This window comes from Methanosarcina sp. UBA289, from assembly GCA_002496565.1.
Lineage (GTDB): Archaea > Halobacteriota > Methanosarcinia > Methanosarcinales > Methanosarcinaceae > Methanosarcina.
The window spans coordinates 354,758-376,363 of sequence record DAKJ01000017.1 but is presented as its reverse complement, the minus strand read 5'-3'; the positions used below and the strand labels follow the sequence as shown (position 1 = coordinate 376,363).

17 protein-coding genes and 1 pseudogene are annotated in these 21,606 nt (G+C 38.3%); 8 read left to right on the top strand and 10 right to left on the bottom strand.

Translation table 11 applies throughout. The features are described 5' to 3' along the window. Window positions 1-618 precede the first annotated feature (618 nt). Window positions 619-1,458 carry a type II CAAX prenyl endopeptidase Rce1 family protein gene (locus BP549_RS07835; protein WP_292379593.1) on the top strand — a complete coding sequence of 280 codons (840 nt, stop codon included), beginning with the start codon at window positions 619-621 and terminating at the stop codon, window positions 1,456-1,458. Window positions 1,459-1,494: 36 nt separating this feature from the next. Here BP549_RS07835 and BP549_RS07830 read toward each other — a convergent pair whose 3' ends face one another. Beyond that, the gene (locus tag BP549_RS07830; RefSeq protein WP_292379591.1) at window positions 1,495-2,703 is read right to left on the bottom strand and encodes a tetratricopeptide repeat protein; all 1,209 of its coding nucleotides are present in this window, start codon (window positions 2,701-2,703) and stop codon (window positions 1,495-1,497) included. A 112-nt stretch (window positions 2,704-2,815) separates the two neighbouring features. Continuing rightward, a complete protein-coding gene (locus BP549_RS07825; RefSeq protein ID WP_292379590.1) occupies window positions 2,816-3,994 on the bottom strand; it encodes a hypothetical protein in 1,179 nt (392 codons plus the stop codon). 269 nt (window positions 3,995-4,263) lie between these two features. On the opposite strand from BP549_RS07825, the gene BP549_RS07820 reads away from it, so the two are divergent. Both BP549_RS07820 and BP549_RS07815 read left to right on the top strand, forming a co-directional pair. Further along, window positions 4,264-4,476: a hypothetical protein gene (locus BP549_RS07820; RefSeq protein WP_292379588.1), complete on the top strand. Its 213-nt coding sequence runs from the start codon at window positions 4,264-4,266 to the stop codon at window positions 4,474-4,476. Window positions 4,477-4,603: 127 nt separating this feature from the next. Further along, the gene (locus tag BP549_RS07815) at window positions 4,604-4,810 is read left to right on the top strand and encodes a hypothetical protein (protein ID WP_292374805.1); all 207 of its coding nucleotides are present in this window, start codon (window positions 4,604-4,606) and stop codon (window positions 4,808-4,810) included. Between the two features lie 300 nt (window positions 4,811-5,110). Here BP549_RS07815 and BP549_RS07810 read toward each other — a convergent pair. Then, window positions 5,111-5,329, bottom strand: a pseudogene (locus BP549_RS07810) (protein-tyrosine phosphatase family protein); the annotation flags it as partial. A 66-nt stretch (window positions 5,330-5,395) separates the two neighbouring features. After that, window positions 5,396-5,629, bottom strand: a complete 234-nt coding sequence (locus tag BP549_RS07805) for a hypothetical protein (RefSeq protein ID WP_292379586.1) — start codon at window positions 5,627-5,629, stop codon at window positions 5,396-5,398. A 617-nt stretch (window positions 5,630-6,246) separates the two neighbouring features. Between BP549_RS07805 and BP549_RS07800 the strand changes: the two genes are divergently transcribed. The 3 genes from BP549_RS07800 to BP549_RS07790 all read left to right on the top strand — a co-directional run bounded on the left by BP549_RS07800 (window position 6,247) and on the right by BP549_RS07790 (window position 9,195). After that, the gene (locus tag BP549_RS07800) at window positions 6,247-6,747 is read left to right on the top strand and encodes a hypothetical protein (protein WP_292379584.1); all 501 of its coding nucleotides are present in this window, start codon (window positions 6,247-6,249) and stop codon (window positions 6,745-6,747) included. Between the two features lie 112 nt (window positions 6,748-6,859). Beyond that, on the top strand, window positions 6,860-8,038 hold the full coding sequence (locus tag BP549_RS07795; protein WP_292379581.1) for a M48 family metalloprotease: 1,179 nt from the start codon (window positions 6,860-6,862) through the stop codon (window positions 8,036-8,038). 689 nt (window positions 8,039-8,727) lie between these two features. Then, complete coding sequence (locus BP549_RS07790) at window positions 8,728-9,195, top strand: hypothetical protein (protein WP_292374813.1); 468 nt, start codon at window positions 8,728-8,730, stop codon at window positions 9,193-9,195. A 189-nt stretch (window positions 9,196-9,384) separates the two neighbouring features. Here BP549_RS07790 and BP549_RS07785 read toward each other — a convergent pair whose 3' ends face one another. After that, window positions 9,385-12,291 (bottom strand): tetratricopeptide repeat protein, encoded by a 2,907-nt coding sequence (locus BP549_RS07785; protein ID WP_292379578.1) that lies wholly within the window; start codon window positions 12,289-12,291, stop codon window positions 9,385-9,387. Window positions 12,292-12,816: 525 nt separating this feature from the next. Between BP549_RS07785 and BP549_RS07780 the strand changes: the two genes are divergently transcribed. Beyond that, window positions 12,817-13,974, top strand: coding sequence for an LL-diaminopimelate aminotransferase (locus BP549_RS07780; RefSeq protein ID WP_292379576.1), 1,158 nt, complete (start codon window positions 12,817-12,819; stop codon window positions 13,972-13,974). Between the two features lie 233 nt (window positions 13,975-14,207). Here BP549_RS07780 and BP549_RS07775 read toward each other — a convergent pair whose 3' ends face one another. Both BP549_RS07775 and BP549_RS07770 read right to left on the bottom strand, forming a co-directional pair. Next, window positions 14,208-14,753, bottom strand: coding sequence for a ferredoxin domain-containing protein (locus BP549_RS07775; RefSeq protein WP_292379634.1), 546 nt, complete (start codon window positions 14,751-14,753; stop codon window positions 14,208-14,210). A gap of 74 nt (window positions 14,754-14,827) precedes the next feature. Then, on the bottom strand, window positions 14,828-16,069 hold the full coding sequence (locus BP549_RS07770; RefSeq protein WP_292379632.1) for an MBL fold metallo-hydrolase: 1,242 nt from the start codon (window positions 16,067-16,069) through the stop codon (window positions 14,828-14,830). Window positions 16,070-16,535: 466 nt separating this feature from the next. On the opposite strand from BP549_RS07770, the gene BP549_RS07765 reads away from it, so the two are divergent. Next, window positions 16,536-16,922 carry a hypothetical protein gene (locus BP549_RS07765; RefSeq protein ID WP_292379573.1) on the top strand — a complete coding sequence of 129 codons (387 nt, stop codon included), beginning with the start codon at window positions 16,536-16,538 and terminating at the stop codon, window positions 16,920-16,922. 450 nt (window positions 16,923-17,372) lie between these two features. Here BP549_RS07765 and BP549_RS07760 read toward each other — a convergent pair whose 3' ends face one another. The 3 genes from BP549_RS07760 to BP549_RS07750 form a co-directional block, all read right to left on the bottom strand. Continuing rightward, the gene (locus tag BP549_RS07760; protein WP_292379571.1) at window positions 17,373-19,664 is read right to left on the bottom strand and encodes a DNA topoisomerase I; all 2,292 of its coding nucleotides are present in this window, start codon (window positions 19,662-19,664) and stop codon (window positions 17,373-17,375) included. 329 nt (window positions 19,665-19,993) lie between these two features. Further along, window positions 19,994-20,485 carry a TIGR00725 family protein gene (locus BP549_RS07755; protein ID WP_394339070.1) on the bottom strand — a complete coding sequence of 164 codons (492 nt, stop codon included), beginning with the start codon at window positions 20,483-20,485 and terminating at the stop codon, window positions 19,994-19,996. A gap of 154 nt (window positions 20,486-20,639) precedes the next feature. Continuing rightward, window positions 20,640-21,161, bottom strand: coding sequence for a DUF367 family protein (locus BP549_RS07750; protein ID WP_292374823.1), 522 nt, complete (start codon window positions 21,159-21,161; stop codon window positions 20,640-20,642). Window positions 21,162-21,606: the final 445 nt, after the last annotated feature.

Sequence of the window (21,606 nt, the reverse complement as noted above, 5' to 3'; positions counted from 1 at the left end):
GTTTTTGATTTTCATAATTTCATTGTTATTTTTCTGCGACTCGTTTATTTTTTTGAAATTGCCTCTTTAATATTCTTCAATATTGTACGTGGTATAAGCCTCGTGTAAGGACTCTGAGAGGTTCAAAAAATCCATCTTAACCAGAAAATTTAATCTAATAATATTTACACTGTCTAGGTTTGAGAGAGCAAGATGCTGGTAAACCAATCCAAGACCAACAGTTACCTAATTATTTAACAGACATATTGCAACTTTCTATTACTTATAATTAAGTCAGTCCTGCTCATGGTATACTTTACGAATGATTTCCATTACAAACCCATAAGTTTTGGAGGATCTGCTGTAAAAAACGAATGTGGTCTTGAGTGCAAAAGTTTGCATTAAGTCGCCTGATAGTTTATTATTACTGTCGGCGTTGAAAAAATGTATTATTATTAAAAATCAGCTTAGTCTCATCTAAAACATATAATCCAGTAAAATAAATAATTGATATTTTTATTAATAATCTGATATATTTTGAAAATTTGGACAATTTAGTTATAAAGAAAAATAGACTTAAGTCTAAGTTGTAAAATATTTTGAATAAAGGTTATTAATATTTGTTAAAGAGAGGTTCGTATGAATAAGAAACTTTTTCGCAATACTGTTATATTTATTGTAATTGTTATTCTCAGTGGGTGGATAGGGGCTCTTGTAGATTCACTCCTTACCGAGCAATCCAAAGGCGATTCTACTGGTATGGGAATATGGTTGGTGTTACCTATGCTGGCTGCAATTGCAATCACCATTTTTTCAAGGGGCAGTTGGAGTGATATTGATTTCAAGCCGAATTTCAAAGGAAACATAAAATGGTACTTGATTGCTGCTTTGATTTTTCCTGTTGTAACAGCGATAGTTCTTATTATTGGAGATATGACAAAATGGATCGACTTATCAGCATTCGACCTCAGACCTTTTATTTTGCTGTTTTCCAGTACCCTGTTAATCAATTTTATTATAGACGTTTTTGATGGGGCTCCTTTGTATGGCTATTTAACTTCACAGCTCGTCAAATTAAACTTTAATGATTGGAAAATATATCTCACGGTTGGCGTTGTTTGGGGAATGTGGCATATTCCATATTACCTGGTCTTTTTACCGGAAACAGATATGCAAGTAGTGTTACCTGTCAGCCGAACTATTTTTTCCATTATTTCTATTATAACAATGGTATGTTGGGCGGTGATGTTTATTGAGCTCTATAGGGTAACAAATTCTATTTGGCCGGGCGTTGTATTACATATGGTAGAGGATTCGCTAATAAATCCCTTAGTTATATCAGGTTTTATCAGCATTGCAGCAGGAAAAGAAATTCTTATTTCACCAATCACTGGAATTATCACATCAATTATTTATTTATTAGTTGGATTTGGAATAAGAGCTTATAGAAGACAGGCAAAAAAAATGACTGTTAGTTAATGAAGTAATATTTGTTAAGAACAGTATATGTTAGTTTTAAAAGCCAGCTTTATCTGTTGCGAGTCTTTTAATCCTTGAACGGGCAGTTTCAGCGTTTGCTTTGAGTCCCTTGCTTTCCCACAGGTCAGCTGCGATTTTAAACGCATTTTCTGCTCCTTTAGGGTTTCTAAGTCTCAGGAAAATCCTGCCTTTTTCATACCAGGCTTCAGGAAAGTCTGGTTTCTTCCGAGTTGCCTTTTCAAAAGCATGCAGGGCTTCTTTTTCAGAGCCGGTTTCAAAAAGGATTTTTCCCCTGAGATGCCAGGCTTCTGCATTTTCAGGTCTTTCCTCAAGGGCTTTTTCAAAAGCTTCTCTGGATTCCTCTACCTCTCCTAGCTTTAAATGTAATTTGCCTTTCTCAAACCAGATGCTTGCATTATCAGGCTTCTCTTCCAGGGCTTTTTCGAATTCCTTTAGTTTCTCCTCACATCTGAGCATCCGGAAAAGCACAGTGTCTTTTCCTTCCCAGGCATTTTTCTGTACCGGGTTCAGAGAAATAGATTTCTCGAAAGCTTCAAGTGCCTGCCTGAAGCGCTCGAGCTTTACTAATGCAAATCCGATATTGGTCCAGAGCCCTGGATGATCCGGATTTATTCTGGAGGCACATTTAAATGTTTCAAGAGCCTCATCGTAGCGTTTGAGTTTTAACAAGGTATTTCCTTTATGAAACAGGGCTGGAAAATTTTTGGGGTTTTCAGAAAGTACCGTGTCAAAAGCCTCAAGTGCAAGCCTGAGCCTGCCCTGTCTGTAAAGATTTACTCCGTCATCGTAAAAGCTTTCTGAACTTTTCGGGTTACTTTCTTCCGGAGTTTCACCTTCGAGATTGTTTTTCCGAAGTCCAGTTTCCGAAAGATATCTATACTCTGGGGATATTTCCGAGCCAGGCCTGATATCAAGGTATATGAATTCTTCTTTTGGTACAAAAGCCTTGCAAATCCATCCTGGCTCAACCTTCCGGTTTGTAATGACGCAGTACTCATTAACATACTTGGAACAGACCCCACAGCAGTAGATTCGCCTTTCCAGCCTATATCGAATCTGATCAAGCTCAGTGGTAACCAGCCCCTCATTCAGCCGTGCTTTGAAAGTCTCGTATGGAATGTTTTTAATTTTGATATAGACAGTTGAAGGGGCAGGAGGGTTCCATTCCGGAAGGTTTGAAGTCTGTTTTTTGCTAATCATATTTTTGGCAGGTCTGTTCTTCATTAGAGTTCTTTACTAGATTTTCTCTTTTATGGTAGTTTCTCTCTTTAATAAAAACTGTGCATCGAAATTAAATATTTTTCCTCAGGTTATATAATTATTTTATACTAACTTTTTATGATGTCTCATTCTGGGGAGATTCAATCCCGGAGGTGGAATTATTGAATTCTGTTCTATTAGCTGGTGAGGGCTGCTCTTGCGTTGAAGTTGGCGCATCAGAGGGTATAGAAACCGGTTCTTCAGATACGGGTGCAGAAGACTTCTCCTGTACAAGCACGATTTTGGTGGCATCTGTGCTTCCGAACTGGTTTGTAGCAGTCAGGATATAAGTCGTGGTTTCGTCGGGAAATATACGCTGGCTGCCAGTTAAACCTACGGTTCCTATCCCGGGCTCTATCGAGACTTTCGAGGCTCCAGAGGCACTCCATGTTAAACTTGAGCTCTCCCCTTTCTCGATAGCATCTGGATTTGCGTTAAATGAGCCGATAGATGGCAGGCTTTCTTGAGATGCCTGATTATCCTGAATTTTTGAATTATTCTGTGATGCCTGATTCTCTTGAAGTGCCGAATTGTCTTGAGATTCTGAAACCTCTTCTGATATCGGATTATCCTGAGATGTCAGGCTTTCTTCTGCAGACGGAAGATTCGATGCGGAAATGTTTTCAGATGAAGCAGAATTCTCCTCAACTGCAACGGTACAGTAAGCTGCATCTTCTTTATCGCCGTTTGAAGCTGTAAGTTTATACGTCGTAGTGCTAGCAGGAGACACATTCAATGTTCCGGTGGGCTCTCTAATTCCAATATCAGGTTCTATTGTAACATTTGAAACACCGGAAACGTGCCAGTTCAGGACTGCACTCTTGCCGGGTGTGATGGAGTCAGGGTTTGCATCAAACGAACTGATGAGAAGAGGCTCTTTAGATCCTTCGCTAACCGTAACTGTGCAGAGTGCTACTTTCTCTTTTCCTTTACTATTAGCTATTAATTTATACGTTGTAGTTTCGGAAGGGGATACGGAAATTGATCCATTTGAACTTACAGGTCCTATACCAGGCTCTATTGTAATATTGTCAGCTCCAGAGACGCCCCAGTTCAAAACAGAAGATCCTCCTGGCTCGACAATTCCCGGGTCTGCATCAAAATTACTTATTCCGACCACAGCTGCGGGAAAAAGAGCTTTTAGGGCAATAGCTATACTCAGTATGGTACCAAATAACTTTATAAGTTCTGGTAGCGAGTTCCACATTGATTTAATTTGTTTCCAAATCGAATTTTTATTATCCTCTTTATCCATAACCAGGCTCCTACAACCTATAAATTAAAATAGACAACCACTATTAGTAGGTTGAAAAATAATGTTTTTCAGGAAAGTTCACCTGAAACTTTAAGGCTATACATTCAATTATTTTTTAGGTGGCAGTTTAGATATAGCTCATAGTTTAATAATATAATATATATTAATTTTGGGATATATTTTCAAAAAGTTAGAAGAAATTTAGAAGTAAGTAAATTTTGAATTCGGCTTGAGATTAACTTGAGAATTTAACTTGGGGAAGTGATCATATGAACTGTCACTGTAAGAAAACACACGGAGTTCCTGTGTTATTTTCTTTTTTCATTCCTGGTCTGGGCCAGCTTGTAAAGGGACAGGTATCCAAAGCAGTGGGCATCTGGGCAGCCCTGCTAATAAGTCTATTTATGAGCGTCATCGGTATAGGATTTTTAATTGGAATGGTTATCTGGATTGCACAGATTTATGATGCCTATAATGCATGAAAAGCAGGTTAAAAAATTTATTTTATAGGCTGAGTTTTAGAGGAGGTCACTTTAAAGGGAAAAACCTTTTTAAGTTAAACTATTTATATACGCTCTCTTGTTAAGTGTCTTAAAAAAGGTAAGTTCTATGAATTGTTGCAGGACACACGGGATTCCAGCCTTATTTTCTTTTTTCTTCCCTGGCCTGGGCCAAATTGTAAAAGGACATCTGTTAAAGGCTCTGGGCATCTGGATAGCCTTCATAATTACAGGGGCAATGCACATTTTCGGGACTGGATTTTTAATATGGACAATTATATGGGTCTGGCAGATTTATGATGCCTACAATGCCTGAGTAATAACAGGTTAGAAGAAATCTTGAAAGGATAACATAAGTGTTCTAGTAAGCTAAATTACTTAGCTACGCATCAAGCTTTTTCTAAATACCAGAGGGCACAATCCTTTTTTCAGTTGTTCTTTATGAACCAGTTTTATTTAATTAAGTCTACTCCATCTATTTTTATATTTTCTATCAATATTTATCAAAATAAATCGAATTGACAGGAAAAGCAGAGACGAATTGAACTCCAGATAAGACCGAAAAACTTTCCCTGCTCCTTCTAATTCACGTATTATATAAGTCCAAAGTTTTTTCTCAGTATTTGTGTACCATTTCCGCCGGCCATTTAGTTTCCGACCATCTTCGGAATGCTCTAAAATTTTGTACCCTATCCAGATAATTTATCACTTCATCAGTCGAAAAACCAAGATCTCTAAGCACGCACCCCAGAACCGTACCAGTTCTGCCTATACCTCCTATGCAGTGGACAACAATACCTTTCCCTGTATCCATTTCTTTTCTTATTACATTAGTTGCCTTTCTGACAAACCACTCAAGTGTTTCAGGATCATATGCAGCATTACCATAGTGAAGGTCTTCTTATTCCGCAGAAAAAAGAACCTTGAGAGGATAGGGATTATAAGATACATCAGAATCACAGAGACAGGCAACACTTGAAAAATCTGCATTCCTAATTTTCTCCCAGGGCGTTCGTACTGCTGGATAAGACATTCCAGCCAGAGGTACAGGTTCCTTAAGAACTACGTAAAAGTTCATTGGGATTCGGATGCCTTTTATTACAGGCATTGACTGAGGAATAAGCAGTGAGAGCATAATCCTAAAATCATGTGATTAAAAGATATAAATTTCGTTTAAATACAGAGTATATCAGGATAAGTGTGTACAGTCAGGTAAAGTCGCACAACGATATCAACAAAGCCTTAGATATCTACTGATTAAGCTGAGCAGACTTGATGAGAATCGAGTAAATTTTCGGCTGTTGAAAGAGTTATCTTAATTTTTGGGAATACGATCTATGAACTGTTTTTGGCGGGAAAAACGAAAGACAACTATGGCGCTGTAATATATTATGTCTATACAAAAATCTAATAAATAATAGGACGTAGTAAAATAAAAAAGATGAATTGCTAAATTTTTCAGTTTCAGAGTGAAATATGAAGCTTTGGGTCTAAAATATGCTTAGAAACTTGGGCAGTACTTAATTTACCTTAAAACTTTACACTTAATGCTATAACGATCATTTACAGTTGAATAAGCTACTGTTAATCAAACATAAACCTTCAGAGATGATTCTGACAAACGTTTCCTCTGATTATATATCGTGGAGATTAATACATAAAAGAAGAACTAAGGGTGAGAGTATATCCAGAAATCGATAAGAAATATTTAATCTTTTTTGTAGGGCTTATCTACCAAGAGAGGGGATATTTATGGATATTGTGACTGATTTATCCACAAAGATTGCGGAAGCCACAGTACCTGATGAGATTGATCTGGCGCCTCTTATAGCTGAAGCTTTTATCCGAGGCGGAAAAGAAAAAGAATCTCTTTTTGGAAGGCAAGAGAGTACAGAACTTGGGGCTTTTGGATTATTTGAAGGCATATTACTTTTCCCATGGATTTTGAAGGGAATAGCAGTTGCTTCTCCTTTTATACTCAAGATTTTATCAGTAGATGATGAGAACCTCTCAATTATAAACAATCTTCTGAGTATATGTGATAAGCTCAAGATAAAGGAAATAAACAGTAAGCTACCTGAAAGATACTCTTCAGTTCTAACAACAGTCTTCAATACGTTTTCAACAGAATTGAAAGCTTCTGGTCTTCCTGATGAACAATGTGAAAAAGTTATTTCAAATGTTGTTATTACACTATTAAAAGATCCATCAGTTTCTGTAATATTTGTGGAAAAAGTTGCTGGGTCCAAGTGATTCTATGCCCAAAAATGAGAAGTGCCAAACTCTTCCTCCTTGGATATGGGTATGTCTTATCTTATATATTTACGAATTACCTAATCTGATAGTAAAGCTGAATACAGATTTTATGGATTTTCTCTTTCCAACAGATCCTACTTTTGTGAATATGGCCCTTATTAGGAGATTTGAATTAATAAATGCACCCTACTGGATTCCCAGAATATTTCTGTTTTTAGGTGCTTTGAATTTATTATTTCCGTCAATACGAAAATACTATGTTGAAAAAAAATATAATTTAACCGAAAATTATCAACAAGTTCCAGCAATTGTCGAAATTGAAAATTTTCTTAAATTTCACGCCCCGGATCTTAAAATTAAAGCAAATCTTCTTAGCTCAAAAGAGGTAGTATTTATCTATCCAATAGGGTATCGTAAAACTGGCATAGCAATATTTGGAAAATTTATCAAGTCATGGCGCTCAGACAGAGAAAACGCTCAGGCAGTACTTTTCCATGAGATTGGTCATTATAGAAATGGAGATGCTTTAATTCTTGGAGCAGGTAGTTCCTTTGAGTTTGTACTTAGACATACATTCAGTATTATTTTCTTTGTTTTCCTTCTCCAAATAGCTTTAGCTTTTATCGATTTTACAGGAACCTCTTATCGTAAAACATTCGTACCTCAATATCTCTTAATGAATTTAATATATTATCCATTACCTATACTTTTTCAAAACTTAGCCTATTATGTTCTCCCCATAATAGGTATCTGGTGTGCAGAGCTAAATGCAGACAGGTTCATGATAAAGTCAAAGGGCGGTTTAGGTGTTACTTCTCTAAAGGCTATAGAAAAGCTGAAAAGAGAAACGACAGTGAAACAGTGGCTTCTATCTCAAATAACCCATCCTCCAATCATTATAAGATGCTGGATGGCTACTTATTCTTTTAATAATAAAAGCCTTCTACTATTTCTTTTTCTTTTTCCTATGGCACATGTATTTCAGTTATTCCTGGCTGTAATTAGTTTCTTATTCGGCACTCTCTTTGTACCATATCTACTTGGAGCATTAAGTATAGAAAAAATTTCTGAAACATTGTATACGGCATTAATCTACTACGTAGGCTCAAGGTCACTTATATGGTTATCCTTTTCTATTCTGTTAATATTATGGCCCTTTATAGCAATTTATTGGGTTAGACTTTTCTCAGGACTGCATGAAACATATAATCTGGAAAACTATAAGGTGTACCTCTTGAATGCATCGATTCTGACATGCGCTTTTGTACTCTGTTACAACCTTGAATAACCTAAAGAGTTTTATAATTGAAGTTCCACTATTTTTCCACAAAAAATCTTATTTTTTTCAATAATGCTAGAAATAATATTTACTTTGCAAAATATTTGTTTAAAACAGTTTTAATTGAATTTAATGATATTTTATTTCAATAATCTAATTGTAAATTTTTTAGTTATGTAATAAAGAAAAAACCGGTTCTGTAGAAATCCTCTGAAATAAAGAATTTTTCATTAATTTGAACTGAATAGCTTTACCTGTTTTTACTTCCTGATTTTCAGCCTATTGTAACTGATTTAGATAGGTTTTCTACAAAGTTGGAAATTAGTATTAGCAATTACGGAAAATGAGAGACACGTGCGGAACAACTTCTCACTTTTATGCCAAATTATAGCAAAAAATACTTGATAAAACGTATTCTTCACAAAATGAAATTAAAGGTATAAAGGACAATTCTTAAAGAATTAAACTTTAATATACAATTTATATTATTTTATTACAGATATGATAATATATACCAATATATACCAATATATGTTCTCGAAAGGCCTGAAAAAAATGGAAAAAATGTAACTTTAGTTAGAAGAGACTAATTATTTATAATCCGATTGCATATTATATATGCATCTCTATTAAATAAATTTTATTTAAATTATATATGAATAGATCCCAATGATCTAATTCGCAAACGGGGGTAAAGAATGAAAATAAAATTAATCGTCTCTCTACTAGCATTATGCTTAGTTTTCTTTCTTGGGTCCGTACAAGCATTAAATTCTGACAGAGACCTAGCAGACGGCGGTGGCGCAGGCTTGGTGGGTTCCCAGTATCGTCTCCTGCATTTATTAAATCATACAGGAGACATGACTGAGAATGTTACCGGAAATATAACTGGAACCTTTATTTGTAACATGACTGGGAACACGACAGGAAATATGACTGGTACTTTTATTTGTAACATGACCGGAAATATGACCGGAGTGGCCGGAAATACGAATAATATGACTATAATCGGAGCTATCATCGGAAACGTAACTGGAAAAATGGATAATACGACCTTAAATGGAACTATAGAAGGAATTATAACCGGAAGTATGGAAAATAAGACCGAAGTTATACAACAAGAAATAGATAGAAATATAGAAGAATCCTTTAAACATTTTAGCTAATTCCAGAAATCAAATCCAGAAATCAAAATTGGGTCTCAAATTTTTCAAATTCCCAATAATCAATTGAGTTCTGGCACTAGCAAATAATCTGGTTACAAATATTATTTAATTTTAAGACAGTCTCTCAGACACTTGTTTTAGTATCAATGAGTATTGAGATATAATCTCAATACTAGTTGATTCACAAAGTTACTCAGTAGTATTCAATAATTTTTTAAATTCTTCACTATCCCACAAATGTTCAAATTTACGATCTACTTTCACCATTTCTTTATATGCAGGATTAATTTCAATAGCGTACCTCAAATCAGATATTGACTGCTCTTTGTCGCCGATAAGAGAATATACGCATGCACGATTATACCAAGCAAGTGAGTACTTAGGGTTAAGTTCAATTGTTTTATTGTAGTTTTTCATCGCTTCTTCGTAGTTACCTATCCAGAAAAACGCTGATCCTCTATTGTTCCAAGCATCTGTATACTCTGGATTAACTTCAATTGCCTTATCATAGGCTTTTATTGCTTCTTCATAGTAGCCTAAACTATGGAGAGATAATCCTTTGTTATACCAAGCGAGTGAATTTTGAGGATCAAGTTCAAGTGCTTTATCAAAAGCTTTTATTGCTTCCTCATGGTTACCTAAATAACCAAGATCAGCTGCTTTGTTATTCCAAGCAAGTGAATTTTGAGGATCAAGTTCAATCATTCTATCATATGTTTTAATTGCTTCTTTGTAGTTGCCTAGAATATCGAGAATATGTCCTTTATTAGTCCAAGCAACTGCATTTTGAGGGTCGATTTCAATTACTCTATCAAAGGCATTTAATGCTTCCTCATAATAGCCTAAACTATAAAGAGCCAAGCCTTTGTTGTTCCAAGCATGTGAGTTTTGTGGATAAAGCTCAGTTGCTTTATCAAAGGCCTTCACTGCTTCTTCGTAGTTAACTAAACCAGATAGAGCATTTCCTTTATTAGTCCAGGCAATTGAATCTTGGGGGTTAATCTCAATAGCCTTATCGTATGCATTTATTGCTTCCACATAATAACCCGAATTGTTGAGAGCTAACCCTTTATTATTCCAAGCAAGTGAGTTTTGAGGGTTAAGTTCAATTGCTATGTCATATGCTTTTATTGCTTCCTCGTAATTCTCTAAACTAGAAAGAGAATTTCCTTTATTGAGCCAGGCATCCGCATATTCTGGATCAACTTCAATTGCCTTATCATAGGCTTTTACTGCTTCTTCGTAATTACCTGAATAGTAAAGAGCTAACCCTTTATTGTTCCATGAGACTTCTGGATCTTCGGAATCACTTATTATCTCTCTATTGTGAGCTTGTAATGCTTCCTCGTAATTGTTTAAATGACCAAAAGCAATTTCTCGATTATTCCAAGCGAGTGGATCTTGAGGATCAATCTCAAGTGCCTTGTCGTAGGCTTTTATTGCTTCTTCATAATCACCTAAACTAGACAGGGCTTTACCTTTATTGGTCCAAGCATTTAAGTTATTAGGATTAAGTTCAATTGCCTTATCACAGGCTTTTATTACTCCTTCATAATCACCTAAATTGTAGAGAGCGTTTCCTTTATTAACCCAAGCAATTGAATTCTGAGGGTCAATTTCTATGGATTTATCAAAAGCTTTTACTGCTTCTTCGTAATTCCCTAATATAGACAGAACTAATCCCTTATTGGCCCAAGTAACTGAACTTGAAGGGTTAATCTCTATTGCCTTATCAAAGGCTTTGATTGATTCTTCGTAACTTCCTAAGCCAGACAGAGCAATTCCCTTATTATTCCAAGCTTCTGGGTTTTGAGGATCGATTTCAATTGCTTTATTATATGCTTTTATTGCCTCAGCATAGTTCCCTAAACTAGACAGAGCATTTCCTTTATTATTCCAAGCAGATGTTCTCTTAGGGTCTAATTCAGTTGCTCTGTCAAGCGCTTTAACTGCCTCCTTGTAATTACCTAAATTCTTAAGAACCGATCCTTTATTATACCAAGCAACTGCACCTTGAGGGTTTACTTCTATTGCTTTATCTAAAGCTTTTATCGCTTCCTCGCGGTTACCTAAATTGTAAAGAGCAAATCCTTTATTACTCAAAGCCTCTGAATTCTGAGGATCAATTTCTATTGCTTTGTTGTAGAACTTGATTGATTCTTCGTAGTTACCTAAACTGGCTACGGCGAATCCTAAACCATTCCAGGCAACTGAGTTTTGAGGATCAAGCTCAATTGCTTTATTGTATGCTGTAATTGCTTCCTCGTAATTACTTAATTTAGACAAAGCATTTCCTTTATTAGCCCAGACACGTGGGTCTTGAGGGTCAAGCTCAATTGTTTTATTACAGGCTTTTACTGCTTCTTCATAATTACCTGAGTTGTAAAAGGCTAATCCTTTCTTGTACCAGGCTTCTTTGTACTCCGGATAGACCTCAATTGCCTTATTGTAGGCTGTTATCGCTTTCTGGTAATCACCTAGCTCTTGAAGAGCTGACCCTTTATTATACCAAGCAAGCGAGTTTCGAGGATTAATCTTAATTGCATTTTCACTAGCCTCTATCGATTCCTTGTAGGCTTTTATTGATTCTTCTTGCTTGCCTAAATCGTATAGAGTTTTCCCTTTATTATACCAGAAAAGCGAGTTTTGAGGATCAAGTTCAAGTGCTTTATTATAGGCTTTTATTGCTCCTTCATAATTACTTAAATTGGAAAGAGCAACTCCTTTATTATTCCAGACATCTGGATTTTGAGGATCAAGTTCAATTGCTTTATCGTAAGCATTTATTGCTTCTTTATAATTCCCTGAATTAGCTAATACATCTCCTCTTACAGTCCAGGCAATTGGGCTCTCGTGTACAAAATACACAGTAACAAAAAAAATCGTTAATATAATAGCAAAAATAATAATATTTTTATATTTAAAATCTTTCGATTTTTCAGTTTTATCTTTACTGTTTCCATAGTAAGACTTAACTAAATAAACAAATAATGACGTGATAATAATCATTATAATAAACGTAAATAAGCCGTATGAAGAAGCTTGCAGCTCTAAGAAATTATTCATAGGAATCAACTGGTCCCCTATTTTCCCCATTAATAGGTTATGTTAATAAGATTATTCTTGCCTGATTATTGGTAAGTTTAAATAAACAGATTTGATCTCACACATATTTATCTATCTTTTTGCTTGATAATTATTAACAAAGTAACTCTAACTGTTTGATCATATTTATCTTATTAAATGAGCCATCCTAATACTCAAAATAGCTTATCAAATATTTATTATTCTAGATTATTAGGCAAGTTCTTTATAATTTTTGGAAAATAGTCTGAAATTTATCGATTTGGAAGTGAAATTGGTTTTAGCATTGGCTTAATTATAAATATAAAATTTAAAATAAGTATTTGATAAATATAGAATAGCTATAAAAATTGATAATTTGATAAATACAAAGAACGTTTTGAACAAACAGAGAATTGTATAAATAAAAATAATGATTGATATATTTTGAATACCTTTGAGTTTTTCCCTTAATATCTGATCCCATACCTTTTAATATTCCAAATACCGTAACTATGAGAACTTACGCATGCCAATCATCTTCAGGTGACGTTATCAATGTATTCTGATCGAATCAATGCATTACCCCCATACCTTTTTGCAGCAATAGATGAAGCAAGAGACGAACTAATTGCTAGAGGAGTCGATGTGATCGACCTTGGCGTGGGAGATCCCGACCTGCCTACACATCCTCACATTGTCGAGGCAATGCGAGAGGCAGTCTGCGACCCAAAAACGCATCAGTATCCTTCTTATGCCGGTATGCTGGATTTCAGGAAAGCGGCGGCGGAATGGTGTAAGAAATATAAAGGGATTGAGCTTGACCCTGCGACTGAAGTCCTCTCCCTTATAGGATCAAAGGAAGCGGTTGCGCATATTCCACTCGCTTTTATCAACCCTGGGGATGTCGTGCTCTACACTGATCCCGGGTATCCGGTTTACAAAATAGGAACAATGTTTGCAGGCGGAGAGCCGTATCCGCTGCCGCTGACTGCAGAAAATGATTTCCTGCCGGATCTGAACTCAATTCCTGAGGATGTCCTGAAAAAAGCAAAGTTGTTCTTCTTTAATTACCCGAACAATCCGACTGCTGCAACTGCCGACATGCAGTTCTTCGAAAAGATCGTTGAGTTCTGCAAAAAGCACAACATCATTGCAGTGCATGACAACGCTTATTGCCAGATGACTTACAACGGATATGAAGCTCCCTCTTTCCTTGCTGCAGACGGGGCAATGGATATTGGCATAGAACTCTATTCGCATTCCAAGACCTATAACATGACAGGCTGGAGGCTTGGGTTTGCAGTCGGAAACAAAGACCTTATAAAGGGGCTCGGCAAGGTCAAATCCAATGTGGATTCAGGCGTCTTTGATGCCATCCAGATTGCAGGTATTGCAGCCCTCTGCTCTTCGCAGACCTGTGTCGAAGAAACAAATAAGATTTATGAAGAAAGGCGGGATGCCCTCATCGAAGGGCTTACTGCTATGGGCCTCAAAGTAAAACCGCCAAAAGCTACCTTCTATATCTGGGCTCCGGTACCTGAGGGCTTCACCTCAATGAGTTTTGCAAAAATCCTGCTAGAAGAAGCCGGAATCGTTGCAACTCCAGGTGTCGGGTTCGGAGAAGCCGGCGAAGGCTACATCAGGTTTGCCCTCACAAAGCCGGTAGAGAGAATTAAAGAAGCTGTTGAAAGGATGAAGAAACTGCAATTCTAAATAACTTCGTTTAGAGAAGCTCTAGGCTTTAGAGAAGCTACGAACCTCTCTAAACATTCACACATATTAGAAAAAAAGCTTTCATTTATTCAAAAATATGGTCAGATATATATGGATACGAGACCAGAAAATTTTCTCTTTTTATAGCAACTGTCCGCTATTTCTTAAGGGTCACAAGAGTCATCTAAAGTCTTTAAATGCCTTCTAAAGTCTTTAAATATCGTTAATGAACCTCATTTTCTATCAAAAAAGATATTTTTCCCGGTTACGCTCAGCGGAATTCCAAAAACTACATCCGCGTCCAGCAAGCCTGAAACCCTTGCGGCTGCGCCAATTGAGTACATTACCCTGTTGTCAATGCAGAAATCCTTAGCTTTTGCAACGGCTGCACCTATAGCTATTCCCAGGTCTACATATTTGAGCATGCAATTTGGACCCCTGAAATCTACCTCTACTTTTTGCTGGTTCAGCATCTCAGAACAGGTTTCAAAACCGCAGGCACCACAGTCAAGGCTTGCAGCCCCGCTGGTTTTAACACCGATGAGGACAGTAGCCCCGGCATTTCTTAGGTTTGCAGCATCCCTTTTCAGAAATACGAAGCCTGCGCCCTTTTCATCTGCCAGCTTTTCCATAGTTGAGGCAAGAATCTCAATATCTTCTTTTTCGACAAGGGCAGTTACTATATCGTCTACACCTTTGGCTTTTGGAGCAGTCCGAGCAGCCAGAAGTATGCTTTTTGCAAGTGTTTCAAGAACTTCGGATTCAGGATTAAGGATCATACCAGTTAATTGGAATTGTCTGGGCTTAAGCATTTCGCAGGTTCTAAAAAGGCTACCTATTTTTCTTTCCTTCATTAAAAGGCAAATAATTCTCCGTTTGCGGGCGCATACGCATCCACACCGATTTCTTCCGAAATCCACTGCGCAAAGCTTTCGGTTTTGTCCCCATGCATTACAAAGACTCTTTCAGTACCTTTCCTACAGAAATCCTTAACAACTTTTTTTAGCTCGCTATCGCCGCTATGGGCGGAAAAGTCGTACTGCTCTACCTTGGGCTTGAGAGTAAGGATATCTTCTCTAGTCTCGACAAATCTATGCTCAAGAGCCAGCCTGCCATTTGTGCCTTCAGCCTGATAGCCTGTAAGCAGGACTTTTGAGTTAGGGTCTTTATAAAGCCGGCTCAGGTAATAAAGTACCGGACCTCCATTCAGCATTCCGGCTGTAGTGACAATGACCGAGGGTTTTTTAAGGACCGAATCCCGCTGTTTGTCTTTTACGGAAATAGCACGTCCGAAAGCTCGATCAAGAAGCTCGGGGGCTTTGAGATATTCAGGATATTTTTTAAGAATTTTATATACGTCCCTGCCCATGCCATCCACATAAGCCTGAATTCCGTGGGCATCAAGCAGCATAAGGATTTCCTGAGTTCTGCCTATCGCAAAGGCAGGGATAAGAGCAGTGCCCCCCCTATCCAGTGTATCCAGGACCGACTCGATAAATCTTTCTTCGGTTTCCTTTCGGGGAATATGGTCTTCCCCGAAATATGTGCTCTCAAGAATTAGAGTATCGGCTTCGGGAAACTTAGTCGCTCCGGGTACAAGCCTTGTTTCCTTAAGGTTGAAGTCCCCGGTATAAAATAGGCTCTCTCCTGACTCGGATTCCAGGAAGATTCCTGACGCTCCGGGAATATGACCTGCATCATAAAAGCAAACCCTGTACCCATTGGTTTTGAAAGTCTCTCCATAATCTACTTTTTTTGTTCGTCTGCCAAGCTTCTGGAGATCATCGGGATCAAAAGGGGATACGCCTGATATTGTGCTTTCTGCAAGCTTCAGGGTATCTTTTCCCAGCAGGAAGGTAAATTCTGCAGTCGGCGGGGTCATGAAAACCTCAGGATTCTGGTACATCAGGTTGGGGACAGCCCCGCAGTGGTCAAGATGCCCATGTGAAACAAGCACGACCTTCGGTTCCATGCTATTGAGAGGGTATTCCGAGATGTCCCCGGTTTTTATACCGTAATCGAGCAGAACCTCCCCATTTACGAGTAAACCCGAACGTCCGACTTCTCTGCACCCGCCTTTAAAGGTAAGCTCCAGAATAAAACCTCTTTAAAATCTATTAAAATTTTTCTATAATATCTGATATAATATTTGCGATAATATTTGTTAAATACTTCTGTGAGCACAGGATAAATAATCTACAATAAATTGCCCTTGATTTAGTATTTCAAAGTCTCTAAACTGATTTTCACTCATTTCAGGTCTGTAAATAGGCGTATAAAGTTAGTTGATCTCTAACTATTACCGATTTTAGGCACAAGACGTTTAAATAATAATTCAATAGTTATAAAGTGGATAAATTCTACAGAGTTTACTGGAGTTTAACGAATTTTACCAATTATATGTGTTTTCGTAGAAGCAAAAGAAGAGAGAATAAGTTATGAAAGGAAAATATCTCATAATTGTTGTAATAATAATTTCAATTCTGTTAATATTATTCATGACTTCCATTAGATATGATTATTGGGATATATTGGGACACTCACAACTAAGAGAATTAAACTTGACAGTAACGCCGGAAAAAACTCGGATACAGGAAAGTGAAGTGTTCCAGATTAATTTAACATTGACAAATGTAGGAGAAAATCCCATCAATGTCTGGAAAATGTCTGAACAGACAAGTTATAATATACTTTTCTTTAATTCCGATGGGTCTATGATGCCTTATTTATGGGTAAACTCAAGAATTCCACTAACAGACGAAGACCTTACTGAATTGAGCCCAGGTGAGTCTCTATATAGCACGGTTGATTCAACATGCTGGAACTTGACAAAGGGAGAATATACTCTTAATGCCGTATATGATACCACGTCTCCAGATGAAGATATTCAGAAACCTTATTGGATTGGCAGGATAAAATCCAATAATGTAACAATAACTGTGGAGTGAATTTCGAGAGCTCACCTCTTTACTTTAATTTGAAACTTGAGCACGTGGTCACTAAGGTTATGGAAGACTGATCTGAAACACAGATAATTTACAAAGAGAATGTAAGAAGGGCTTTAGCCGCCCGCAATTAGCTAAGAAAAAACAACAGCAGTACATGTATCACAGCTAAAAGGTAACCGAATGCTATGTAAAACGTTCCATCTGGAATTATAATCGTTATCTCGATCCCACAGACCGTTTTTAATTTCACGGGATCTATAAAGTCCTCAGCCAGATTGTCTAAAGGTTACTCCTCTACAAAGCTGCTTCTTCTTTTTCTCCCTTCTCTGGTAAAGGCCGCTCGACGAAGGCGAGCGTGGCATGAACGGCCAGATGTGGCAATAAGGTTGTATATAGATCAAAGCAAAAAATAAACAAAGATAAAAAATAAGATGTCAGAGAGGACTATTCTCATACATCCTCAACTGTGCCTTTGCTCTCAACTGTACCGTTATCCTCAACTGCGCCGTTGCATGAAATCTGCCAGTTTTTAACCTTTTTTACGCTCATCTTTATTGTTTTTGCAAGTTCTACAGGATCGGCTTCTGCCAGGGCTTCTACGCTTGTAATTCCGGCTTCTTCCAGCTTTCCTGCTGTGGCTTTTCCCACGCCTTCGAGATCCTTTATTGATTTGGGTCTTTCCTTTTTAGGCTGTTGAGCCTGCTCTTCTTGCTGGGTTTTCTGCCATTCAATGAAATTGCACTGAGGGCAGCCAAGATCCCAGGGTCGTTTTCCCGAATTGATTAAGCGAATATGGTGAAGGCCGTGGGCTTCACAGAGCTTGTCAATAACCACAATCTGTCCGCTTCTTGGCAGGGGAAGCGAAAAGGTACAGTTCGGATAATTATTGCAGCCTATAAAGCGGCTTCCTCTTTTTGAACGCCGAATCATAAGCTCGTTTCCGCATTCTGGACAGGTGCCTATTATTTTGTCTTCCCTAAGGCCTGCCTGGAGGGATTCCACAATTTTGTCCCGGTTTTTATCGAGTTCCGAAAAGACCTGTTTCAGCATCTCCCGCGACTCTTCAAGGACAGCAACTTCTTTGATCTTGCCCTCGGCAATCCGGTCCATGTTTTCTTCAAGCAGCTTTGTCATGTCCGGTTTTGTAATAGTAGGAGAATACTTCTCAAGAGTATCCATTACTGCAAAAGAGGTGTTCGTAGGCTGTACGGGATTCCCGTGAATATAAGCCCTGGAATAAAGCTTGCTAATAATCTCGTGCCTCGTTGCCTTTGTTCCAAGCCCGAGCTCTTCCATAATATTAATAAGCCTTCCCTGCCCATAGCGGCCCGGAGGCTGAGTTTCTTTATCCGGCATATCTTTGTTTGTAACCTTCAGGAAATCGCCTTCATGGAGTTCGGGGAACAACCTGTCTTCAGGCGCATTATAAGGATAGTACCATCTCCAGCCCGGCTCTATAAGCCTTGCCCCATTTGCCCTGAACTCTTCTCCGTTAATGTCAAGTCTCAAGCGCATGGTTTCCCACTCGCTTGGTCCGGCAAAGGTCGCAAAAAAGCGCCTGACTACAAGTTCGTAGACCTTCCACTCTTCCTCTTTTAAGTCGGATTCTTTGGCAAGAGAGGCAGGATAAATAGGTGGGTGGTCTGTGGTTTCCTTTTTTCCTCGCGTAGGAATAAGTTCGGCTTTCTCAAGCAGGGCGTCTGCGTATTCTCTAAAGGGACCTTCTTTGAAAATCTCAACTTGGGCTCTCAGATCAAGGGTATCAGGATAAACCGTATTGTCCGTCCTTGGGTATGAAATATAACCATTCGTATAAAGAGATTCGGCTATACGCATCGCGTTTGCGGGACTGAGCCCGATTGAGTTTGCTGCACTTATGAAACCTGTGGTATTAAATGGTGTTGGGGGCTGGTCGGTCTTTTTCCCTTTTTCTATTTCTTTTAATTCGGCCTGCTTCCCCAATTTTTTGAATGCTTTTGTAGCCTCTTTTTTATCCAAGAAACGACGAGTTGAGTGCTGAGCTGAGAAGGTTTCTCCTTCTGCATTTTGGAGCTCAACGTGGATTTCCCAGTAAGGAGTCGGGACAAAAATATTCCTTTCTTTTTCCCTGTCAACAATAAGAGAAAGGGTTGGCGACTGTACCCTACCTACGGAAAGAAACATTTTCCCAAGCCTGCCTGCAGCAAGAGAAATATAACGGGTAAGAGCTGCGCCCCAGACGAGGTCAATAACCTGCCTGGAGTGGCCTGCATCTGCAAGATTAAAATCGATATCTGTAGGGTTTGAAAAGGCGGCTTCTATTGCTTTTGGGGTTATTGCGCTGTAGCGGACCCGGTTAAAAGGAGCATCCGAACTCACCTGTTTTATAATATTGAGGGCCTCAACTCCTATTAATTCTCCTTCCCGATCGTAGTCCGTGGCAATCGTGACCCTGCTTGCCTCTTTCCCTAGGCTTCGGAGGGCAGTTACAATTTTTCTGTTGATAGGAGTTGTTATGATATCGGCGTCAATAAGGGCTTTAGCTTCCACTTTCTGCCAGTTATTGTACTCCTTGGGAAAATCGATCCCCACGATATGGCCTGAGAGTCCTATAACTACAGTCTCCTGTGTTTTCCCGTCGGACACAACCTCATACCGGTATACGTCCACTCCGCTGACTCTATCCTTCTTCGGGTTTTTTGGAGCCAGAATCGCAGCTATCCTCCTTGCTGCTATATTTTTTTCCGTTACAATAAGGTGCATTTAAAACTCCGGTATAATTTTTTGATATTCTTGGGAGAAATACTGGCTTACCCCAAAATTTCTGCCAGTCTGAGACAAAGCCTGCCTCTAAATCCTAATTCTTGAAGTTTCCTTTTTCGATATAAATTTTTGGATCAAATCCCAATATACACTGTCATCCGTAACTATAATTAGGCTCGGAGTTCTTTATTTGCCCTTCTGGGATATTCATCCGCACTTAAGACTCTTCTTTATCTGCTGTTTCTATATTCACCTAAGTCTCTCTTGGATGCTTTTTCAGTTGATTCCTTTCAATATATTAAGCCTTTTAGGTTTTTTCCCTGACTTTTTCAGGGCTTTCCATTACCTTCAGTCAGCCTAAAAGCAAGTTCTACGGCTTCTTCCGGACTTTTTGCTCTGTAAACGCCTTCGATTTTCCAGCCTGGCTCGAGCACAACCACAGGTTTTCCCATCTTCAGGCTGAGTGCTATCTCCGAAAGCGTTCCGTATTCTCCACTAACTGCAATCAACGCATCCGAGGACTGTGCTATCAGAGCGTTTCTGGCGTGTCCCATTCCGCTGACAACCGCGATATCTATCCAGATATTTGCTTCCTCTCTCAGGGTTCCGGGCAAAATTCCCAGGGTTATTCCTCCTTCCTGCTTTGCTCCGTACGCTGCTGCCTCCATAACTCCGCCCAGACCTCCGCAGAGCAGAATCGCTCCTCTTTTTGCTACTTCTCTTCCCACAACTTCTGCAAGAGCTCTGATCTCGCTACTGCAAGCTCCTGCGCCTATAACTCCTATCTGTTTTCTGGAATCTGTTTTCATCGGTGCTTTCATTACATAAACACCTTTTCTTCATTTCAGATCTTTAATACAAGTTTCTTTCTTCGAGTAAGTCCGAATTTGCTGGCTTTCAAAAATAATTAAAATAATGGTAGTTAGGAATAATAGATAGTTGGACAGTTAGCAATAATAGATAGTTAGCAATTAGTTAGAAATAATGGCTCTGAATTTCCACGATCTCAGTACTATTCTTCGCGGTTGAATACTCTTCAAGCGGCTCCTTATTGAGTTCGAGAAAACTGTGCCCCCAATTAAACTTGGAGAGGACTTTTTCAGCCTGTTCTTTATGCCCCAAAATGTAGAGAGCTGCCGCAAAGGCTTCGGCTGAGTTTAGCTTGAAGGGTCTTCCGAAATTCACAGGATTGCCTGCAAGCAGATAGGGAAGGGCCCTATGCTCGAGATTCAACTTCGCAAGTTCGGGAAAAACCCTTTCCACTTCTTCCCAGGAACAGTCGAGTACAATAATCCCTTTTCGGGAATCATCGGCAGGAGAAAGGGCTTTATCTGCAGTTGGATCCAGAAGGATTGCTGATCTGGGCAACCTTGATATCTTGTCGTAAAGACGGGCAAGATCAAAACGAGCCAATTTCCTTCCGGTGCACTTTTTTGGGTCACACTGTCCGGCATGATAGATATAAAGGGGAATATCCCGTTGATTTGTCGGATTCATCACTGATCCTCTGAAATATGCGGTTCTATTTAAACAGTTTCCTTATTTACCTGTTTCCCTGTTACCTGTTTTCTCTTTTATCTGTTTCTTTGTGTATCAATCTCAATAGTTTATTTTTTACTATATCGTTTTTTAATATTAATAAAAGTTGTTTTATATATAATAATTAATATATTATTATTAATACTACTGCTTCATCTTTAGCCAATTGTGAAGAGGAATTAGTATTGGGATTGATATCTTAACTGAATCCTATCTTCACATGATGTTAAAGTAGTAAATAAACAGTTTACCTTGGCCTTTATCACACAAGTAATTTCGTAATGGAATAAATCATTCAGTTAATACTCTATGACATCAACATTTTGTCGGGTTAATTGATGAAGAAGCATACTATATTTATTATAATAAACCTCGTCGATTAATTGACTCGGAATAAGAGATT

Coding starts and splice junctions, on each gene's coding strand:
- BP549_RS07835 (WP_292379593.1), top strand. CDS start 619: ATGAATAAGAAACTTTTTCGCAATACTGTTATATTTATTGTAATTGTT.
- BP549_RS07830 (WP_292379591.1), bottom strand. CDS start 2,703: ATGAAGAACAGACCTGCCAAAAATATGATTAGCAAAAAACAGACTTCA.
- BP549_RS07825 (WP_292379590.1), bottom strand. CDS start 3,994: ATGGATAAAGAGGATAATAAAAATTCGATTTGGAAACAAATTAAATCA.
- BP549_RS07820 (WP_292379588.1), top strand. CDS start 4,264: ATGAACTGTCACTGTAAGAAAACACACGGAGTTCCTGTGTTATTTTCT.
- BP549_RS07815 (WP_292374805.1), top strand. CDS start 4,604: ATGAATTGTTGCAGGACACACGGGATTCCAGCCTTATTTTCTTTTTTC.
- BP549_RS07805 (WP_292379586.1), bottom strand. CDS start 5,629: ATGCTCTCACTGCTTATTCCTCAGTCAATGCCTGTAATAAAAGGCATC.
- BP549_RS07800 (WP_292379584.1), top strand. CDS start 6,247: ATGGATATTGTGACTGATTTATCCACAAAGATTGCGGAAGCCACAGTA.
- BP549_RS07795 (WP_292379581.1), top strand. CDS start 6,860: ATGGATTTTCTCTTTCCAACAGATCCTACTTTTGTGAATATGGCCCTT.
- BP549_RS07790 (WP_292374813.1), top strand. CDS start 8,728: ATGAAAATAAAATTAATCGTCTCTCTACTAGCATTATGCTTAGTTTTC.
- BP549_RS07785 (WP_292379578.1), bottom strand. CDS start 12,291: ATGGGGAAAATAGGGGACCAGTTGATTCCTATGAATAATTTCTTAGAG.
- BP549_RS07780 (WP_292379576.1), top strand. CDS start 12,817: ATGTATTCTGATCGAATCAATGCATTACCCCCATACCTTTTTGCAGCA.
- BP549_RS07775 (WP_292379634.1), bottom strand. CDS start 14,753: ATGATCCTTAATCCTGAATCCGAAGTTCTTGAAACACTTGCAAAAAGC.
- BP549_RS07760 (WP_292379571.1), bottom strand. CDS start 19,664: ATGCACCTTATTGTAACGGAAAAAAATATAGCAGCAAGGAGGATAGCT.
- BP549_RS07755 (WP_394339070.1), bottom strand. CDS start 20,485: ATGAAAGCACCGATGAAAACAGATTCCAGAAAACAGATAGGAGTTATA.
- BP549_RS07750 (WP_292374823.1), bottom strand. CDS start 21,161: ATGAATCCGACAAATCAACGGGATATTCCCCTTTATATCTATCATGCC.